This window comes from Kribbella orskensis, from assembly GCF_004342085.1.
In the GTDB taxonomy this organism is placed as follows: domain Bacteria; phylum Actinomycetota; class Actinomycetes; order Propionibacteriales; family Kribbellaceae; genus Kribbella; species Kribbella orskensis.
Genome location: NZ_SLWM01000002.1, coordinates 792,877 through 811,688 on the forward strand (window position 1 = coordinate 792,877; position 18,812 = coordinate 811,688).

Annotated in this window: 8 protein-coding genes and 1 tRNA gene; 3 read left to right on the forward strand and 6 right to left on the reverse strand. The window is 69.6% G+C overall.

The window, feature by feature from the left end:
* Positions 1 to 30: 30 nt before the first annotated feature.
* Positions 31 to 462 (forward strand): hypothetical protein, encoded by a 432-nt coding sequence (locus EV644_RS08720; RefSeq protein ID WP_242001014.1) that lies wholly within the window; start codon positions 31 to 33, stop codon positions 460 to 462.
* Positions 463 to 608: 146 nt separating this feature from the next.
* Here the strand turns inward: EV644_RS08720 and EV644_RS08725 are convergent, their stop codons facing one another.
* From EV644_RS08725 to EV644_RS08740, 4 genes are all read right to left on the reverse strand, one after another.
* The gene (locus tag EV644_RS08725; protein ID WP_132187689.1) at positions 609 to 10,952 is read right to left on the reverse strand and encodes a non-ribosomal peptide synthetase/type I polyketide synthase; all 10,344 of its coding nucleotides are present in this window, start codon (positions 10,950 to 10,952) and stop codon (positions 609 to 611) included.
* Between the two features lie 357 nt (positions 10,953 to 11,309).
* Positions 11,310 to 11,381 (reverse strand) — tRNA-Val (locus tag EV644_RS08730).
* Positions 11,382 to 11,411: 30 nt separating this feature from the next.
* Positions 11,412 to 11,888: a peroxiredoxin gene (locus EV644_RS08735; RefSeq protein ID WP_132187688.1), complete on the reverse strand. Its 477-nt coding sequence runs from the start codon at positions 11,886 to 11,888 to the stop codon at positions 11,412 to 11,414.
* A gap of 7 nt (positions 11,889 to 11,895) precedes the next feature.
* Positions 11,896 to 12,342, reverse strand: coding sequence for a DUF3052 domain-containing protein (locus EV644_RS08740; RefSeq protein WP_132187687.1), 447 nt, complete (start codon positions 12,340 to 12,342; stop codon positions 11,896 to 11,898).
* Positions 12,343 to 12,642: 300 nt separating this feature from the next.
* Between EV644_RS08740 and aceE the strand changes: the two genes are divergently transcribed.
* Both aceE and EV644_RS08750 read left to right on the forward strand, forming a co-directional pair.
* On the forward strand, positions 12,643 to 15,372 hold the full coding sequence (gene aceE / locus EV644_RS08745) for a pyruvate dehydrogenase (acetyl-transferring), homodimeric type (RefSeq protein ID WP_241998070.1): 2,730 nt from the start codon (positions 12,643 to 12,645) through the stop codon (positions 15,370 to 15,372).
* 370 nt (positions 15,373 to 15,742) lie between these two features.
* A complete protein-coding gene (locus EV644_RS08750; protein ID WP_132187685.1) occupies positions 15,743 to 16,276 on the forward strand; it encodes a hypothetical protein in 534 nt (177 codons plus the stop codon).
* Here EV644_RS08750 and EV644_RS08755 read toward each other — a convergent pair.
* Complete coding sequence (locus tag EV644_RS08755) at positions 16,251 to 17,261, reverse strand: pirin family protein (protein WP_132187684.1); 1,011 nt, start codon at positions 17,259 to 17,261, stop codon at positions 16,251 to 16,253. The genes EV644_RS08750 and EV644_RS08755 overlap by 26 nt on opposite strands.
* A complete protein-coding gene (locus tag EV644_RS08760; protein WP_132187683.1) occupies positions 17,258 to 18,301 on the reverse strand; it encodes a PHP domain-containing protein in 1,044 nt (347 codons plus the stop codon). The genes EV644_RS08755 and EV644_RS08760 overlap by 4 nt, the downstream gene beginning before the upstream one ends.
* Positions 18,302 to 18,812: the final 511 nt, after the last annotated feature.

The following is an 18,812-nucleotide window of genomic DNA, read 5'->3' on the forward strand; positions in this document are numbered from 1 at the left end:
CGCCGGCCGAGCCCGAGGCTGTTTCGGCTCGTGGTCGTCCTCGCTGCCGCCGTCACCGTTCCGGTCGACCTCTACGCCGTCATCTACGGCACGGTCGGCCCGGGTGGTGCCACGCTCGGCGACGTGGCCGGCCGCCTGCTGCTACTGAACGTCGCCGCCTCATGCGGCGTCGCTGCTCTGCACGCGTCCCTGCGGGGACCTGCCACCGCCACCGGAGCGGCCTCGGACGACTCGTCCGAGGCCGAGCACCCGGTGCGGATGGGCGTGCTGGGGTGGACCGGCCCAATGATCGCGCTCGTCGCGGTCACCGCCGTGGTCGCGCTCGGGTCCCGTGGGAACAGACCCGAATTCGGCGACGTCGGACCCGTCTGGGCCGTGTATTCCGTGCTCATCTGCGTGATCAGCGCCTACGCGCTGCTCCGCCGGCGGGCGGTTGGTGTGATCGATCCTCAGGAGGGATGAGGATCGACGCGGGTTCTGCACCGCGGACGGTGGGCCGGTGGCTGCGGGAGGGCTGCCACTGGACATCTGACCCCCGTCCACGGTGCAGAACCGAAGTACTGCGGTGACACGCCCACGCAGGCGCGGCGATCCCAGATGGGCGGGCGCTAGTCCTTCAGCCACTCCGGGTCCGGCAGTTGGGTGCGGTCGAGCTTGCCGTTGGCGTCCAGCGGTAGGTCCTCGACCGGGATCAGGTCGGCCGGGACCAGGTAGATCGGCAACTCCTTGGTCAAGTCCAGCAGAAGCCGCGCCAGTACTGCGGGATCGCTGTCCTCCAGTACGACGTATCCGAGCAGGCAAGTGTCCCCGGCCGGATCGGCGCAGGCGACCACGACCGCGTCGATGACACCGGGTAGATCGGCGAGCACGTGCTCGGTCTCTCCCGGCTCCACCCGATGGCCGCGGATCTTCACCTGGTCGTCCGCGCGCCCGAGATAGTCCAGCGAGCCGTCGGTCCGCCAGCGCCCGAGATCGCGGCTGCGGTAAAGCCGTCCGCCCGGATGCGCCGGGTCGGGCACGAACGCCGCCTCGGTCTCGTCCGGCCGGCCGAGGTAGCCGTGCGCAACGGCCACGCCACCCAGGTGGATCTCACCGACCGCCCCGACCGGTACCGGGCGCAACGCCTCGTCGAGCAGCCGGACCACCACGCCGTCGATGGGGCGACCGATCGACGGCCGGTCCTCCGTCGGGTCGACCTGGTGGATCGTAGTGACCACCGACGCCTCGGTCGGGCCGTACTCGTTGTAGAGCGTGCAGTCCGGATGCGCGGCCAGGAAGTCCCGGATCTTGTGGGTCAGCACCATCGCCTCGCCGCCGGCCACGATCTCCCGCAGCGCGGGCAGTTCCGGCAGTTTCCGCATCGTCGCGAGCAACGCGGTGAGCGGGGTGAACGCCATGAACAGCCGCTCCACCTGGTGCTGCACCAGCGCCGCGACCACGGCATCCGGGTCGTACCGGTCGTCCTCGCCGGTCAGCACCAGCGCGGCCCCCGAGGAGAGAGCGGTGAACATCTCCTGCACGTGGACGTCGAACCCGAACGACGTCCACTGCAGCGTGCGCAGTGAGCGACGGGTCCGCAGGTACTGCCGGACCAGGTTGACCGGGCCGCGATGCGGGACCGCGACGCCCTTCGGGTTGCCGGTGGCGCCGGACGTGTAGATGCAGTAGGCAATGTCACCAGCCGCCGACCGGACCGGCGGAGCCTGCTTGGCACGCGGATCTCCGTCCACTGCAGCCACCGGTACGAGCCGCAGGCCAAGGCGATCCGCCAGCGCCGCGTCGTCCCCGACCAGAGCGACCGCCCCGGCGTCGGCCGTCATGAAGGCCCACCGCGACTCCGGCTCCCCGGCGTCCAGCGGGAGATACGCCGCGCCCGACTTCAGCACCGCCAGTACGCCGACCACGAGCTCGGCGCCCCGGGACACCCGTACTGCGACGAGCTGCCCCGGCTTCACGCCGAGATCCACGAGCTGCCAGGCGATCGCGTTCGACCGGCGGTCCAGCTCGGCGTAGGTGATCTCGCGATCCCCTTGGATCAGGGCGATCGCGTCAGGGGTGCGGGCCACCTGCTGCTCGAACAACGTGTGCAGGCCGCTCAGCTCACCCGCCACCACGGCGTTCCGGCGTACCCGGCTGGTCTGGACCGTCTGCGGCGCCTCGCCCTCGAGCTCGCGGAGCGCCTCCTGGTCCGACTCGATCGGCAGCATCAGCTCGGGCAGGGATCGCCTGGGCTCGGCGATCGCGCGCCGCAGTACGGTTTCCAGGTAGTCGAGGAACCGGCGGATCGTGCTCTCGTCGAACAGCCCGGCGTGGTAGTCCGCGGTACAGGTGATGCCGTCGCCGTGTTGCTCTAGCCGGAAGCGCAGGTCGAGCCCGGGCGCGAGCTGCTCGTCGCCGGCCTCGAACTCGACGATCACCCGGAAGAGCGGGTCCTGCTCGAGTACGGCGAGGTCCACCGTCGCATGGTCGAACGCGGCCGTGGTGGTCTCGCGGACGCGCTGCGCCAGCTCTCCGAGATCCGGCTCGCCGGACAGGTCGAGGCGGAGAGGCAGCGAGTGCTGGCTTGTGGTCTCGCCCGCACGGCGGAGGGCGGCCGTGCCGACGGTGATGTCGTCCTGCGCGGCGAAGCGGGCGAGCACGGTTCCGACGGCGGCGAGCATAGTCATCAGGGGGCTGACGCGGCGGTCGCGACTGAAGGCGAACACGGCGTCGCCGAGGCCGGCATCCAGGTGATGCACGGTTGAGGCGAGCGCGTCACTCGCGGCCGGGCGCGGTCGATCGGTCGGCAGCACCAGCGGCTGCGCGCCGTCGAGCACGGTCCGCCAGAACTCCAGATCCCTGCCCCGCTTGGCCTTCTCAGCCTCCACCTTGGCCTCGGCGTCCGCCTTCGCCTGCACTTCGGCCGCCTGCTTTTCAGCCGCCTGCTTTTCGGCCGCCTGTGCTGCGGTCGGCTTGGGCTCGGGCTGTACTGCGGTCGCCTTCGCCTCGGGCTGTACTGCGGTCGCCTTCGCCTCGGGCTGTACTTCGGCCGGCTGCGGCTCGGCCTTCGCCTGGGCCTTGGTCTCGGGCTTTGGGTCGGGTTTCGCGTCGGGCACGAGCGGCGCGGGTGCTTCCGCTACCGGGCTGACCTCTGCGGTCTTGGAGGTGGAGTCGTTGAGGAGAGCAAGTTGTTCTTGCATCAGCTTGGTGACGCCGTCGACCAACTGGCCGGCCACCCGCAACTGCTGCGACATCAACGCCGCCATGCCCGAGCCGGGAAGTTCCGCTTCACTGGTCGCAGCCGCCGCTGCATCGACCTTCGCCGCCAACTCGGCCAGACCGGATCCGAGGACAGCCAGCACCGCCCGCGGGTCCCGCGTCACCTCCTCAGCCGGCACCCGCTCGGTCTTTGCCGCTGCCGGCTCGTCGACCTTCTGCGGCGCAACAACCTGCACCGCCTCGGTCTCCGCGGCTTCTGTTGTCTGTTGCGGCCTGTCGGGTGTCGTCGTGCGCACCAGATCGAGCGGATCCACCTCGCCGCCGGGAACGTTGCGCGACGCAATCGCCGAGGCGAGCTTGTGCGGGGTGTTCAGCTCCTCGAAGAGCTCGCTGACGGCCAGCTCGACGTCGAACCGCTGCCCGACCTCCTCGACCACCCGCAGCATCGACAACGAGTCCGCGCCGAGCTCGACGAAGGTGTGATCCACGGTCAGGTCATACGGATCCAGGCCGAGCTGCTCTCCGGTCAGATCAAGCATGACCTCCAGCGACTCCCGGTACCTTTCAGCCGCACTCAGCGCCGCATCAACCGGCAGCACTGCACTAACGACCGTCGGCTCTGCCTGGTCTTCGGCTGCTCCATCGGTCAGCTCAGCGTCCACTTCAGCCACCGCGCTCTTCGCAGTACCGGCGGCGACAGGCACCATCCGCAGGTACTCGACATCCAGCAGCGCTTCCGCAGCCCTCTGCACCGCCGCGTCGTCTGCCGCAGAGGTCTTCGAACCGGGCAGCATCTGCACACGGTCGTCGGCCAGCAGCTCGGCAATGCCGTTGCCAGCAGCACCGTTCGCCACACCGTTGCCGGCGACCCCATTCACAACACCGTTGCCACCAGCACCGTTGACGCAGCCGTTGCCACCAGCACCGTTGACGACGCCGTTGCCTGCAGCATCGTTCGTGGCAGGACCATCGACGGCTGCGACCATCTCTTCAGCTTGCTGCGGCCCGCGCCCGTCAGTGCCGTCCTCGGCCGGGATCGCGAACGGCGACGAGTCGTGTACCTCGCCCTGCTCGACCGGCGGCGCGACGACGCTGTTGGAGGCAGGCGGATCCAGCGGGATCTTCTTCAGCGCCGCCCCGCTCCGCTCGATCGGGCGGTTCTCGACGACCGGCGACTGAGTCCGTGCCACCGGGCGCAGGGACGCGGGGTCGACCGGGTGGTGCACCCGGCGGAACGGGTACGTCGGCAACGGAACCCGGCCGCTCTCCGGATAAACCCGCGCCCAGGTGATCTCGGTGCCCTGCTGGAACAGTTCGGCCAGCCCGTTCATCGTCGCGAGCACCGGGTCCTGGCCGAGGCGCTGCGTCGGGATCCACGTGCTGTTCGGCGCGATGCGGCGACCGGCAGGACTCAGTACGGCGTCCGGCCCGAGCTCGAGGAATCGCCGGCACCCGGCCGCGGTCAACGCCTCGACGGCATCGCCGAACAACACCGGCTGACGGAGCTGCCCGACCAGGTAGTCGCCGTCGAGCGCAGTACCGCTCTCGAGCAGCTCACCCGACCAGCTCGACACCATCGGCATCCGCAGCGGCTTGAGCTTGATCTGCGCGACCACCTCGGCGAAGTCCGCCAGGATCGGATCGACCAGCGAGCTGTGGAACGCGCGATCGACGTCCAGCCGCTGCCACTTGAGCTCGAGGCGATCGAGCTGCTCGGCGAGCTGCCCGACGATCACCTCGGTCCCGGTCAGCACGAACGACTGCGGGCCGTTGCCGGCGGCAATCTCCACGCCCGGCGTCTGGGCCAGCTCCCGCACGCGATCGGCGTCCGCCCGTACTGCGACCATCGCGCCCGGGACGGTTCCGCGCTGGATGAGTACTCCGCGCTGTGCGGTCAGGCGTACGCCGTCTGCCAGCGAGAGGGCACCCGCCACGCAGAGTGCGGCGTACTCCCCGACGCTGTGGCCGACCACCAGGGCAGGCTGCACGCCGAAGGACTGCCAGAGCCGCGCGAGAGCCAACTCGAACGCGAACAACGCGGGCTGCGCGGTCTCGGTCGGCCAGACGCCTTCCGACGGACCAGCGGGGGTCAGCAGGAGCTCGAGCAGGCTCCCGCCGAACTCCTCCTCGTAGACCTTGTCGCACTCGTCGAGCACCTGGCGGAACACGGGGAACCGGGAGGCGAGACCAGCGGCCATTCCCCGGCGAGCCGCGCCTTGACCGGTGAAGGCGAATCCGAGCGGGCCGGGTCCACCACGAGGCACCTCTACCGCGAGCGCAGTGGCTAGGGCCTCGGCCAACTCGTTCTCGGAGGAACCCGCGACGGCGAGGCGATGACGATGCGCCGGGCGACCGATCGACGCAGTACCGGCGAGGTCGATCAGGCGGTGGCCGGTGCCGTGCTCGAGCTCGGCGCGGAACAGCTCGGCCAGTTCGGCGAGGGCGTGCGGCTCGGGTGCCGAGATCGGCAGTACCACCGGGCCGTCGTCGCCGCGCCGGATCTGCCGCGGCGGCTCCTCCAGGATGACGTGCGCAATGGTGCCCCCGGCATCGAGTGCGCTGACGCCCGCGCGCAACGGCGTACCGGCTTCCCAGTCGCGGACCTCGGTCCCGATCACGAACGGGCTGCCGGCCAGCGGGAGCGCGGGGTTGGGCTTGCGGTAGTTGATCGTCGGGACGAGCATGCGGTGCTGCAACATCAGCACGGTCTTGATCAGACCTGCCATGCCCGCGGCGCTGTCCAGATGCCCGATGTTGGGCTTGACCGAACCGATCGTGCAGAACCCGACCTTGTCCGTGTGCCGGCGCAGAGCCGTGGCGAGCGCGCGGAACTCGGCCGAGTCGTCCGCGGCCGTGCCGGTCGCGTTGGCCTCGATATAGCTCAGCGATTCGGCCGGCACACCTGCCTGCTCCAGCGCACGCTCGATCAGCTCGGCCTGGCCTTGCTGGCCCGGCTCGCTGTTGGCCGCGGTGCCGTTCGTGACGGCGGAGCCCTTGATCACGGCGTACACGGTGTCGCCGTCGGCCACCGCCTGGTCGAGCCGCTTCAGCAGCACCGCCGCGACACCGTTCCCGCCAACTGTGCCGTCCGCCTCGGCGTCGAACGCCCGGACTTGTCCGCTCGGCGACAGGATCGACTCCGGACTCGCGTGATAACCCGTTGCCTGAGGCACATGTACTGCGGCCGCACCCGCCAGCGCGAGGTCCGCGTCCCCACTCCGCAACGCCTGGCAGGCGAGGTGAACCGCCACCAACGAAGACGACCAGGCCGCCTGTACTCCGATCGCCGGGCCGGTCAATCCGAGGCGATAGGCGACCCGGGTTGCGAGGGAATCCGGCGGCTGGTTCTGCTGGGTGTAGAGGTTCATCCCGGACCCGGCGAACACACCGATCCGGCCGCTGGCACCGGCGTACCCGCCGTGCTCCAGCGCGTGCTGGCAAACCTCGAGGAACAGCCGCTGCGCCGGATCCGTCAGCTCCGCCTCCCGGTCACTCAGCCCGAAGAACGCGGCATCGAACGACTCCACGTCATCCAAAGCCCCACTGACCGCGACAAGCTCCTCGTCCCCGAACGCCTGGTCCCCACCGGCGAGCTCCTCGGGCCCAAACCGCCGAAGACTCTCAACCCCACCCACGAGGTTGTCCCAGAACTCCTCCAACGACCCAGCGCCCGGGAACCTGGCAGCCAGCCCCACCACAGCCACCGGCTCCGCCACCGCCCCCTTGGCCGCTTTCCCACCCTTCTTCTTTCCCTTAGCGGCAGGCTTCTCGGCCACTCCACGTTCAGCACGCGGGGCACTCCCCTCGGCGCCGACCCCCTCCACGACCCGAAGGTCAGCCGCACCTTCAGCCGCCTCCAGCACCGCACCAGCAACCGTCTGCTCGCCACCCCCGGCAGCAACACCCTCCGCAACCCGCCCATCAGCCTGGGCTACTCCAGGCAGCGCCTCGGCGGACGCCGCCTCAGCCTCCGCGGCCGCGTCGTCACCGGCCCGCTCCTCCGCAGGAGCGTCCGCGACCTCGGGCAGCACAACCTCGCCAGCCCGCGCATCCGCCGAAGCGGCCTCCGCGTCCGACACCGCATCATCATCAGCCTGCGCAGGCGCAGCTTCGGCGGAAGCTGGAAGATCCACGCCCTCGCCGTCAGCCGTCAGCTCACTGCCTTCGTCAGAAACCGCGACCGCAGCATCCGGCACCTGCGCCCCGGCGTCTGCGGCATCTGATGCCGACACCTCAAGCTCGGCCGCCTCCACGTGCGCCGCCACTGACTCGATAGCATCGGAAGCGTCGGCACCCGGAGCATCCGGCTGCGGCTCGACCAGCTCGCCCGATTCCGCACCAGTGGTGTCGGCCGCCTGCTCCACGCCCTCAGCGACCTCCGCGTCAACCTCCGACGCCGCACCTTCCTCGGCGCCAGCCGCGTCGGCGTCGACGAGCGCCGACTCCACGTCCTCGACGTCATCCGCGCCGGCCCGCACAACTGCCGACTCCACGTCCTCGCCCGAATCCGAGCCCGCCTCAGCAGCCGCCAGCCCGGTGCCCTCATCGACCTCCGCGGCGGCGTCAACCTCCGGGGTCGCGATGCCGGCCACCGGCGCCGCAACCTCATCAGCCTGTTCACCCGCGCCAGCTGGCTCGTCGGCCTCCGCAGCCTCCGCAGCCTCCGCAGCCTCCGCAGCCTCCGGGACCGTACCGTCTGACGGCTCCGTGTCGGCGGCGTCTGCTGCCTCCGTGTCGGCGGCGTCTGATGACTCCGCGAGTGCAGCGTCTGATGACTCCGCGAGTGCAGCGTCTGGTGCGGGTGCTGCAAGGTCTTCGGCGTCAGTAGGCGCCGGCTCGGCAGCCTCCCCGACGCCAGCTGTGGAAGCGTCCGCAGACGACTCCACAACCTCGTCCGTACCCGCGGCGGCGGTCCCGGGAGTCTCGTCGGCGCTCTCGGCGGCCTCTGACTTGGCGGCTGCCGCCTCCGGTACTGCGTCGCCGTCGGCGTTGGTCGCGGTGACGGGCGACTGCTCGACCTCCGCGGCGAGATCTACCTCGTCGGAATCCGGCTCCGCGCCCTGGTCCGCGGTGTCGACGAGCTCCGCGGTGGTGGCGGGCTCCGAGGTGGTGGCGGGCTCTGCCGTTGTGGCGGTGTCGACGAGCTCTGCGCTGGTGGCGGGCGCTGCGGTGGCGGTGTCGTCCTGCGGGGTCGCAGCCTGGTCCGGCTTCGCCTCGGTTGCCGCTGACTCGGCCTTCGCGGTTGCGTCTGCGCTTGGGGCGTCGGCCTGCGAGCTCGAGGCTCGGTCAGCCTCTGCGCTCGCGGCAGGTGACTGCTCAGCGTCTGCGGCAGCATCCACGGCCGTATCCGCTCCAGCCTCCGGGGCGGCATCCTCCTCGGCTTGAGTGGCTGCGTCCTCGCCGGCCTCGTCAAGCGCGGTGACGGCTGCTGCAGAGGAGGGCGCTGGGGCTGCAGTTGCGTCCGCTTCGGCGTTTACCGTGGCGGGCGTGAAGGCGGGGCGATCGGTGGCGGAGGAGGAGGGATGCTGCGTGGCGAAGGCGGAGCTGTTGAAGAAGGCGCCGTCAGGGGCGTCCGGGGCCGTCTCCTCCGCGTCGACGGCGCCAGTGTCGCTGGGAGTGTGCTCGTCGGCGGTGGCTGGTGCGTCGCCGGCCAATGGATCTGCGGCGGTCGAAGCCTCTGGTGAGGTTGTCGTGTCTGCGGAGGACGGTGCCTCAGCGACCTCGGAGGTTTCGACGGGGATCGCCGTGACGTCTGGATCTACGTCGGGGACGAGCTCGGCCTGGGGATCCGGGTGGCGGTTGGCGCCCAGGGTGGGGCGTTCGGGGGGATGGGGGATGGAGTCGGTGATGCTGCGGCGCCAGGCCAGGCGGATCACCGGGAGTTCGGTGGTTCGCTCGCTGGGGTCCTCGTCGAAGGTGTCGGGGATCGGGGTGGCGCCCGGGCGTACGGGTTCGCCGTACGGGGAGTTGTAGGGGCCCGGGGCGGTCTCGAGCGTGCCGTCCAGCCAGCGTTGCTTGAGGAGCGGGCGGAGGATCTTGCCGCCGGGAGTCGTCGGGAAGTGCCTGCGCGGTACTGCGACCACCTGCGCGTCGAAGCCCAGGCGATCGAGAACGACAGCCCGGATCGCCTCAGTGGTCGCGGCGACGGGACCAGAGTCTGCCGGGTCTAGGGCGTAGAAAAGCACCAGGCGATCGGTGCCCGACTCCAGGTCCGCTACTCCACAGACAGCGACCAGACCTGCCACAGCCCCGGGGGCGGTCGCCGCGATCGCCTCGATGTCGTGGGCGTAGTAGTTCTGGCCGTTCACGATCAAGCGGTCGCTATCGCGGCCGGTGATGACGACCTGGCCGCCCGAGATGAACCCCTGGTCGCCAGTCGACAACCACTTCCGCGCCGGCCAGTTCCCCGCCGGGAAGGCGGCCCGATCCGCCTCAGGATTCCCGAGATACCCCGGAGTCACCCGCGCGGACGCGATCTGCAACTGCCCGATACGGCCTTCCGGCAGCACGGCGCCGTTGGGTCCCACGATCCGTACGGTGGCTCCCGGCGCAGGCGCACCTACGGACACCAGACTCAGTACTCCGGGCGCATCGGCCCGGGTCTTCCCCGGCCGCGCGACGGCGACCTTCCCGCTGGCGGGAGTCCGCTGGTCGACCCACTCCACCACCCCGGTCGGGGGAATCCGGACCCGGTGCACGTTCGGCGTCAACCCGGGCCGGGCAAAGGTGATCCCGGTGACGGTCTCGGTCATTCCCCACGCCGCGACGAACGTCTCCGGCACGACGCCGAAGCGGTTCGTCAGCCGGAGGAACTCGCTCATCACGGGCACGGTGATCTGCTCGCCACCGCTGACCAGGCTCCGCAGCGCGGACAGGTCCCAGTGCCGATCGGGCTCCCCCGCGATGGCGGCGGCCGCGAGCCGGTAGCCGAAGTTCGGCGACCACGAGTGGTTCACCCGGTGCTGGTCCATCAGGTCGAGCCAGCGCAGCGGGTTCGCGAGCACCCAGTCGGTGGCCACGTGGATGTTCGTGCAGCCTGTGAAGACCGGCAGCAGATGGTAGAGCAGGAACGCGCCGCTCTGGTCCAGCGGCAGCCAGTTGAGCGTCGTCTGACCGGGCCGCACGGGGAGCATCGCCGGAGTACCGGCCGCGAACTCCACCAGACCGCGATGGGTCAGCTGGATGATCTTCGGCGTACCGGTGGTGGTGCCGGAGGTCATCATCAGTACTGCGACGTCGTCCGCCGCCGGCCGGTGGAACTCCGAGGTCGGCTCGTGCCCGGCGAGGGCGTCCGGGTCGAGCACCGGCAGGCCGAGGTCGTTCGGCAGGTCCGAGGGCCGCCCGATCAGCACTGTCCAGCCGAGCAGGTCCGTCACCTTGCGGAGCCGCTCGCGGCCCTCCTCGGTGGTGTCGCCCTCGGGCGCGGGCGCCATCAGCAGCGGGCGGATGCCGCCCAACGTGCAAGCCCAGAACGCGGCGAAGAACCCGACCGGCTCGGTGCAGTGCACCACGGCCGGGTCACCAGCCCGTACTCCGTTGGCGCGCAGGCCGGCCAGGATCCGCGCGGCGAGCTCGAGGAGCGTCGGGAAGTCGAGGCGGGTCTCGCGGCCGTCCGGGCCGATCTCGACCACTCCGGAGGTGCTGAAGTCGCGGGCGGCCCGCAGGAGTGCGCTCGGCAGATCGCGCGGGTAACCCGCGGGGATCATCAACGCCGGGCCAGTACTGATCGCCGGCCGGTCCACACCGTTCCTCATCGCACCCACCCCGCGACGGTCGCAGCCGAGGCAGCAACCCGGGCAGGCTGACGCGAAGCGGCCGGGACGGCAGAGGCGCCAGCCAGTCGGCGACCCACGGACACGTGCCTCCCCAACTGGACGGAGCCGGGTTCAGGGCATACCCGTCTCGCTCTCACACCGACAGAACAGGCCCCGTTGCGCCGGATCCGGTGACGCCATGACCGACCGGCCCCGGTGCGTCATCGTGTGATCCGACGAGCGTGAACCCTACCAGTCGAAATGAGACGTGGCCGAGGCAGTTCCGGCAGCCGATTGTAAAGAAAATCGGCGGGTCGCAGAGAGTGAAAATCGACGGCCCGCGAAGGGTCCGAGGTGTGGGTGCTGAGGGGATCGAACCCCCGACATCTTCCTTGTAAGGGAAGCGCTCTACCGCTGAGCTAAGCACCCTGGTCCGCCCTGCAGGCGGAGCGCCAGAGTCTATCCGAGATCCCGGCGCAAGCTCGCCAGGGCCTCGGCATAGTCGTCCGGATCGCGGGACTCGGTGTACGGGTTCACGACCGACCAGCGGATCACGCCCGCCCGGTCCACGACGAACGTGCCGCGCCCCGCACACCCCCGGTCCGCGTCGAACACCCCGTACGCCGAAGCGGTGGCCCCGTGCGGCCAGAAATCGCTCAGCAGGCCGAATTCCAGCCGCTCCGACTCGGCGTACGCGCGCAGCGTGAACATCGGGTCGCACGAGATCGCCAGGAACTCCGCGCCGGCGAGCAGGTCCGGCCGGTCGCGGAGCGCGCCGAGCTCGCTCGTGCAGACCCGGCTGAAGGCGTACGGGTAGAACACCAGCACCACGTCGCGCCGACCCCGGAAGTCCGAGAGCCGGATCTGCTCGCCGTGCTGGTTCCGCGCGATGAAGTCCGGTGCCTCGCTGCCGACCGGGGGGACGGCAGCGGTCACCGCGGTGTCACTTCCGGACCCGCGGGGACTTCGGCATCACCAGCTTGGTCGCCGACCAGTTCTCGGTCGGGGTCAGGCTGCTGGTCGTCGACAGGCCGGCCGTCTCGGTCGCCTCGGCGATGTCGCTGGCGTCGACATAGCCCTCGCGTCCGACCTTCGGGGTCATCAGCCAGACGATCCCACCGGTCTTCAGATCGGTCAGGGTCTCGAACAGGGCGTCCACCAGATCCCCGTCGTCGTCACGGAACCAGAGCAGCACCACGTCGACGACGTCGTCCATGTCGTCACCGACGAACTCCTCCCCGGTGAGCTCCATGATGGCGTCGCGGAAGGCATCGTCACAGTCGTCGTCGTAGCCGAGCTCCTGCACGACCGTGCCGCTCTCTAAGCCGAGGCGGCTCGCCATGTTCGGCTCGCCACTCTTGCCGTCCGCGTGGTCCGCGGTCGCGCTCACGTGTCCTCCTCCGTCGTCCCCGCTTGCCCGGGGGTAGGCGTCAGTAGCAGTAGTCCATCGTGGCCTACCGCGTCGCGCAAGTATGCACGAGGGTTCTCCCGCGTGTCCGGTATCCGCATGTCGGACACTATCCGTGTCCGGTGGGAACCGGCGGTTCACGCCGGATCCGGGCAGGTTGTGGATGCGAAGTAGAACGCATTCCGGTCAGGTGACAGGATTGCAAGAAGTAGGACCGACTAGACAGAACGGCAGGACACCGTGGCTTCCGGACACGAACCACCAGCCATCATCACCGAGGGGATGCCGACCCAGCTCCCCGACATCGACCCCGACGAGACTCGGGAATGGGTCGAGTCGCTCGACGCCGTGCTGGACGAACGCGGCAAGGCGCGAGCGCGCTACCTGATGCTCAAGCTGATCGAGCGGGCCCGGGAGCGACAGGTGGGTGTGCCCGCGCTGCGGAGCACGGACTACATCAACTCGATCCCGCCCGAGCGCGAGCCGTGGTTCCCCGGTGACGAGCACATCGAGCGGCGGATCCGCGCCTTCATCCGGTGGAACGCCGCCGTGATGGTGAGCAAGGCCAACCGCAAGGGCCTGGAGGTCGGCGGTCACATCGCCACCTACCAGTCGGCCGCCAGCCTGTACGAGGTCGGCTTCAACCACTTCTTCCGGGGCAAGGACCACCCGGGCGGTGGCGACCAGGTCTTCATCCAGGGTCACGCCTCCCCCGGTATGTACGCCCGCGCCTTCCTCGAGGGCCGGCTGTCCTCGGACCAGCTGGACGGGTTCCGTCAGGAGGTCTCCCGCGGCCCGCACCAGGGCCTGTCGTCGTACCCGCACCCCCGGCTGATGCCGGACTTCTGGGAGTACCCGACGGTCTCCATGGGGCTGGCGGCGCTGGACTCGATCTACCAGGCGCGCTTCAACCGGTACCTGCACCACCGCGGCATCAAGGACACCAGCCAGCAGCACGTCTGGGCGTTCCTCGGTGACGGCGAGATGGGCGAGCCGGAGTCGCTCGGCGCGATCGGCCTGGCCGCCCGCGAGGAGCTGGACAACCTCACCTTCGTGATCAACTGCAACCTGCAGCAGCTGGACGGTCCCGTCCGCGGCAACGGCAAGGTGATCCAGGAGCTCGAGGCGTACTTCCGCGGCGCCGGCTGGAACGTCATCAAGGTGATCTGGGGCCGGGAGTGGGACGCGCTGCTCGCGCAGGACCACGACGGTGCCCTGGTGAACAAGATGAACACCACCCCGGACGGCCAGTTCCAGACGTACTCCGTCGAGTCCGGGGAGTACATCCGGAACAACTTCTTCGGCGGTGACCAGCGGCTCCAGGCGATGGTCCGCAACCTGTCCGACGAGGACCTGCGCAAGCTGCCCCGCGGCGGTCACGACTACCGCAAGGTGTACGCGGCGTTCAAGAGCGCGACCGAGCACGTCGGCCAGCCGACGGTGATCCTGGCCCAGACGATCAAGGGCTGGACGATCGAGGCGCTGGAGGGCCGCAACGCGACCCACCAGATGAAGAAGCTCACCTCGGACGACCTGAAGGCGTTCCGCGACCGGCTCTACCTGCCGATCGAGGACAAGGACCTCGAGGACGCCTACAACCCGCCGTACTTCCACCCCGGCACCGATTCGCCGGAGTACCAGTACATGATGGAGCGGCGCAAGCAGCTGGGCGGCTTCCTGCCCGAGCGCCGGGTCCGGCCGAAGACGCTGAAGCTTCCTGGTGACGACGTCTACAAGCCGCTCAGCAAGGGCAACGAGAAGACCCCGGTGGCCACCACGATGGCCCTGGTCCGGCTCTTCCGCGACCTGATGAAGGACCCGGAGATCGGGCACCGGATCGTGCCGATCGCGCCGGACGAGTACCGGACCTTCGGGATGGACTCGATGTTCCCGACGGCGAAGATCTACTCGCCGCACGGTCAGACGTACGAGTCGGTCGACCGCGCCCTGCTGCTCGCGTACAAGGAGTCCGAGAAGGGCCAGCTGCTGCACGAGGGCATCAGCGAGGCCGGCGCGATGGGTTCGATGATCGCCGCCGGTACGGCGTACGCGACGCACGGCGAGCCGATGATCCCGTTCTACATCTTCTACTCGATGTTCGGGTTCCAGCGGACCGGCGACCAGCTCTGGGCGCTCGGCGACCAGCTCGGCCGGGGCTTCCTGATCGGCGCCACCGCCGGCCGGACCACCCTGACCGGTGAGGGTCTGCAGCACGCCGACGGGCACTCCCCGCTGCTCGCCTCGTCGAACCCGGCCGCGGTGCACTACGACCCGGGCTTCGCCTACGAGGTGGCGCACATCGTCAAGGACGGCCTGCGCCGGATGTACGGGTACGGGCTGGACGAGAGCAAGCCGTACGGCGAGGACGTCTTCTACTACCTCACGGTCTACAACGAGCCGGTCCCGCAGCCGGCCGAGCCGGAGAACCTCGACGTCGCGGCCCTGCTGAAGGGCATGTACCGCTTCAGCGAGTACCCGACGGCCCAGGGCGACGACGTACCGCGGGTGCAGCTGCTCGCGTCCGGTGTCGCGTTGCCGTGGGTCCGCAAGGCGCAGGAGATCCTGGCCGAGGAGTACTCGGTCGCCGCCGACATCTGGTCGGTGACCTCGTGGAACGAGCTGCGTCGCGAGGCCGTCGCCGCGGAGGAGCACAACCTGCTCCACCCGGACGAGGACGAGCGGGTGCCGTTCATCACCGAGCAGCTCAAGGACACCAAGGGCCCGGTCGTCGCGGTCAGCGACTTCATGCGCTCGGTGCAGGACCAGATCTCCCGCTGGGTCCCGAACGACTACACCTCGCTCGGCACCGACGGCTGGGGCCTGGCCGACACCCGGGCCGCCGCCCGGCGCCACTTCCACGTGGACGCCGAGTCGATCGTCGTCGCGGCCCTGGAGATCCTGGCCAAGCGCGGCGACGTCAAGCGGGAGGTTGCCGCCGAGGCCGCTCGCAAGTACCGAATCGACGACCCGACCGCGGTCTCCGGAGTCAAGCAGGAAGGCGCCGGCGCCTGAGTTTCCGCCGGACCCGCCGAGGGGCACCACCGAGATTTTCGGTGGTGCCCCTTCGCTTTCGCCCCCTTCGGGGTCGCGTTCTCGCTGGTCGTTTACATGCTCTCGCCGTGGATCCGCCGCGACGTCGACGCGCGCGACGACTGACAACGGACTGATTCCGCTCCGACGGGGGAGGGCGATCCCCCGCCGGAGTGAGGTCCGCAGCGTCCGCTCGGCGAAATGCTGGGCAGGTGACTACAACAGTCGAAGCTCCTCCCCGGACTCTGCCGCCGCGGCCTCTCCCGCCGGGGTCTCTCCCGCCGGGGGCTCTGCCGCTGCTGGCTCGGCCGCCGCGTGCTGCCCGCCGCCATACCAGCTCGGAGGCCGGCCGATGACAGAGCGACCTGTACCGCGCTGGGCGCTGCGTCTGGCACACGTGATTCCGTTCCTCACCCTGCCGTCGGGGCTGTGGCGTCTCGGGTTGGTGGCGGGCTTCTCGATGGGCATGCTCGACGACAATGGCCGGCCTGCCGCCTTGCAGAGCACTGGTGAAGCCGTCTACATCGTCTGCCTGAGCTTGTTCTCCGAGGCGGTCGCGCTCACGGCGTTCGGCCTGGTCAAACCCTGGGGCGAGGTGGCCCCCCGCTGGATCCCCTTCATCGGCGGTCGCCGAGTCGCGCCGTACGCGGCCATCATCCCCGCGACCCTGGGCTCGCTCGCCCTGATCGGGATCTGGACCTACGGCTTCCGCGACGTCTTCACCGACTCGTTCCTCCCCTTCTCCAGCGATGCCGCCGCTGCCCTGATGATCACCTGCTACGCCCCGCTCAACCTCTGGGGCCCCGCCTTGCTGGTGCTCACCTGGGCCTACTACCGGCGCCGGAGGCTCGAGGCACCGGTCACCGCGAGCGTGGACGCGGTTTGAGCTGGATGGCGGGGAGGGCCGGCGCCGGGAGGGCGTCGCCGTCGTAACCGGGGACGACCGGGAAGCGAGTAGTGCCGCGGGCGTCGATGGAGGCCATCCAGTCGTTGCGGGCGGCGACGATCTCGTCGTGGGAGCGGCCGATGAAGTTCCACCACATGACGAGCTGCTCCTCGAACGGTTCGCCGCCGAGCAGGAGGAACCGCACACCGCTGTCCGAGGCAACCAGCTCGATCGACTCCCGCCCGGTGCCGAGGTAGGCCATCTCGCCGAACCCAGGAGCCAGCTCGCCGACCTCGAGACTCCCGTCGACCACCAGTACGGCGTACTCGTACTCCGGGGTGAGTGGCAGGTCGATCGTGCGCCCAGGCTCGACCCGTACGTCGGCTCCGACCAGCGGCGTGTACGCCGGCGCGGGCGAGGTGATCCCAGCGACCGTGCCGAGCATCACCGTCACCTCGGCTCCCTCCAGGGTCACCTTCGGCAGATCGGCGTACGCGTTGAACGCCGGCGGCGTGGTCGTCCGGACCGAGTCAGGCAGGGCGACCCACAACTGGGCTCCGTGCAGCATGGGTGGAGCGCTGGGCAGCGACACCTCGGAGTGCGCGATGCCGTTGCCGGCGGTCATGATGTTGAGCTCGCCCGGCCGGACCATCGCGTGCGAGCCGACGCTGTCGCGGTGCTCGATCTCCCCCTCGAACAACCAGCTCACCGTCTGAAGACTTGTGTGCGGATGCGGCGGCACCAGCATCCCGGCATCACCCGGTACGTCGTACGAGTCGACGCGCTTGGTCAGGTCGTCCGGCCCGTAGTGATCGACGAAGCACCACGCCCCGACCATCCGGCGATTCTTGTTCGGCAACAACCTGCGCACCTTGGTCGTGCGGCCGAGCACGACCGGCCGAGCCTCCAGCAGCTCGAGCACCGGCCCCTCGACGTCCTCGCAACCCCAGGTGCCCTCGATCGGATCCTTCTCCAGATTGCTCATGATGCAGCCCATTCCAGAAGCTTGGACGAGTCCCAAGTGTTGATCACGACGTCGGGAGTGACGCCGCATTCCTCGGCGCGCTCGCAGCCGTAGACCTGCCAGTCCAGCTGGCCCGGTGCGTGCGCGTCGGTGTCGATGGAGAAGTTGCAGCCCGTCTCGACCGCCATCGAGAGCAACCGCTTCGGCGGGTCGAGGCGTTCGGGGCGGGAGTTGATCTCGACCGCGGTGCCGAACTGCTTGCAGGCCTCGAACACGATCTCGGCGTCGAACTCCGACTCCGGCCGCGTCCCCCGCTCACCGGTGATCAGCCGCCCGGTGCAGTGGCCGAGTACGTCGACGTGCGGGTTCGCGATCGCCCGGACCATCCGCTCGGTCATCGGCTCCGAGGCCATCCGCAACTTGGAGTGCACACTGGCCACCACGAGGTCGAGCCGGGCCAGGATCTCCACGTCACAGTCGAGCGAGCCGTCGTCGAGGATGTCCACCTCGATCCCGTTCAGGATGGTGAACCCGTCCAGCTCGTCGCCGAGCTTCTTGTTGAGCTCGGCAACCACCTCGAGCTGCTGCAACCGCCGCTCCCGCGACAGCCCGTTGGCCACGGTGAGCCGGGGCGAGTGATCCGTCAGCGCCATGTACTGGTGCCCGAGCGCTGCCGCAGTACGGGCCATCTCTTCGATCGGGCTCCCACCGTCGGACCAGTCCGAGTGCAGATGCAGATCCGCCTTCAGCTCGGCCCGCATCCCGGTACCGGCCGTAGTCAGCTCCCCGGCCGCACTCTCCAGCTTGGTCAGGTACGACGGCGTCGCGCCGTCCATCGCCTCGAGAATCACGGCCTCCGTCTTCGGCCCGATCCCCGGCAACTCGGTCAAAGTTCCAGCCCGCCGCCGAGCCCGAACCTCAGCCGCCGGCAACCCCTCGATCGTGTCAGCCGCCCGCCGATAAGCCTTGACCCGATGCGTAGGCTGCCGATCCCGCTCCAGGTAATACCCGATCTGCCGCAACGCCTCAACCGCCGCCGCCACACCCGCACTGTCACTCATTCCCCCATAATGACGCCCCCTCCGGACAAGTGCCCCGCCCGGCGGCTTCGCGCGCGCTCGAACCTCAGGCAGGCCGCCGGACGGTCGGGTACCAACCAACCCAGGATCCTCATCCACAAGCCGCAGGTGTGCGTCGCGCACGAACAGTCGGACGGCCTCCACGAGCTACGCGTCGACACCATCGACCGGACCAACGCCCCGAAACCATCCGGCCTCCGACCGTCGTCGCGGTCTTCAAGCACCTCCACCCCGAGATCCCCCACCGGCCAACTGCAGCGTCATCCCCGGGCGCGACGCAGCCTTCGCTACCCCCTTGGCGAGTCCACAGGTGCGGTGGGTTGTGGACAACTCGTCCGGATCCGATGCCTGCATCCAATTTCGGTCAACCTTCGGAATCCCTTACAAATAAGGGCCTCCCGGACCGGCAACTGTCGGCGGCGGTGTCTAGGGTCTGGGGTATGGAGATGTTGGGTGAGCGGCCGGTGTGGTCGATGAGCGACAGCGAGCAGCT

What these genes read in the sequence shown, in the direction of transcription:
- EV644_RS08725 (WP_132187689.1), bottom strand. Translation starts at nt 10,952, where the DNA reads ATGAGGAACGGTGTGGACCGGCCGGCGATCAGTACTGGCCCGGCGTTG.
- aceE (WP_241998070.1), top strand. Translation starts at nt 12,643, where the DNA reads ATGCCGACCCAGCTCCCCGACATCGACCCCGACGAGACTCGGGAATGG.
- EV644_RS08750 (WP_132187685.1), top strand. Translation starts at nt 15,743, where the DNA reads ATGACAGAGCGACCTGTACCGCGCTGGGCGCTGCGTCTGGCACACGTG.
- EV644_RS08755 (WP_132187684.1), bottom strand. Translation starts at nt 17,261, where the DNA reads ATGAGCAATCTGGAGAAGGATCCGATCGAGGGCACCTGGGGTTGCGAG.
- EV644_RS08760 (WP_132187683.1), bottom strand. Translation starts at nt 18,301, where the DNA reads ATGAGTGACAGTGCGGGTGTGGCGGCGGCGGTTGAGGCGTTGCGGCAG.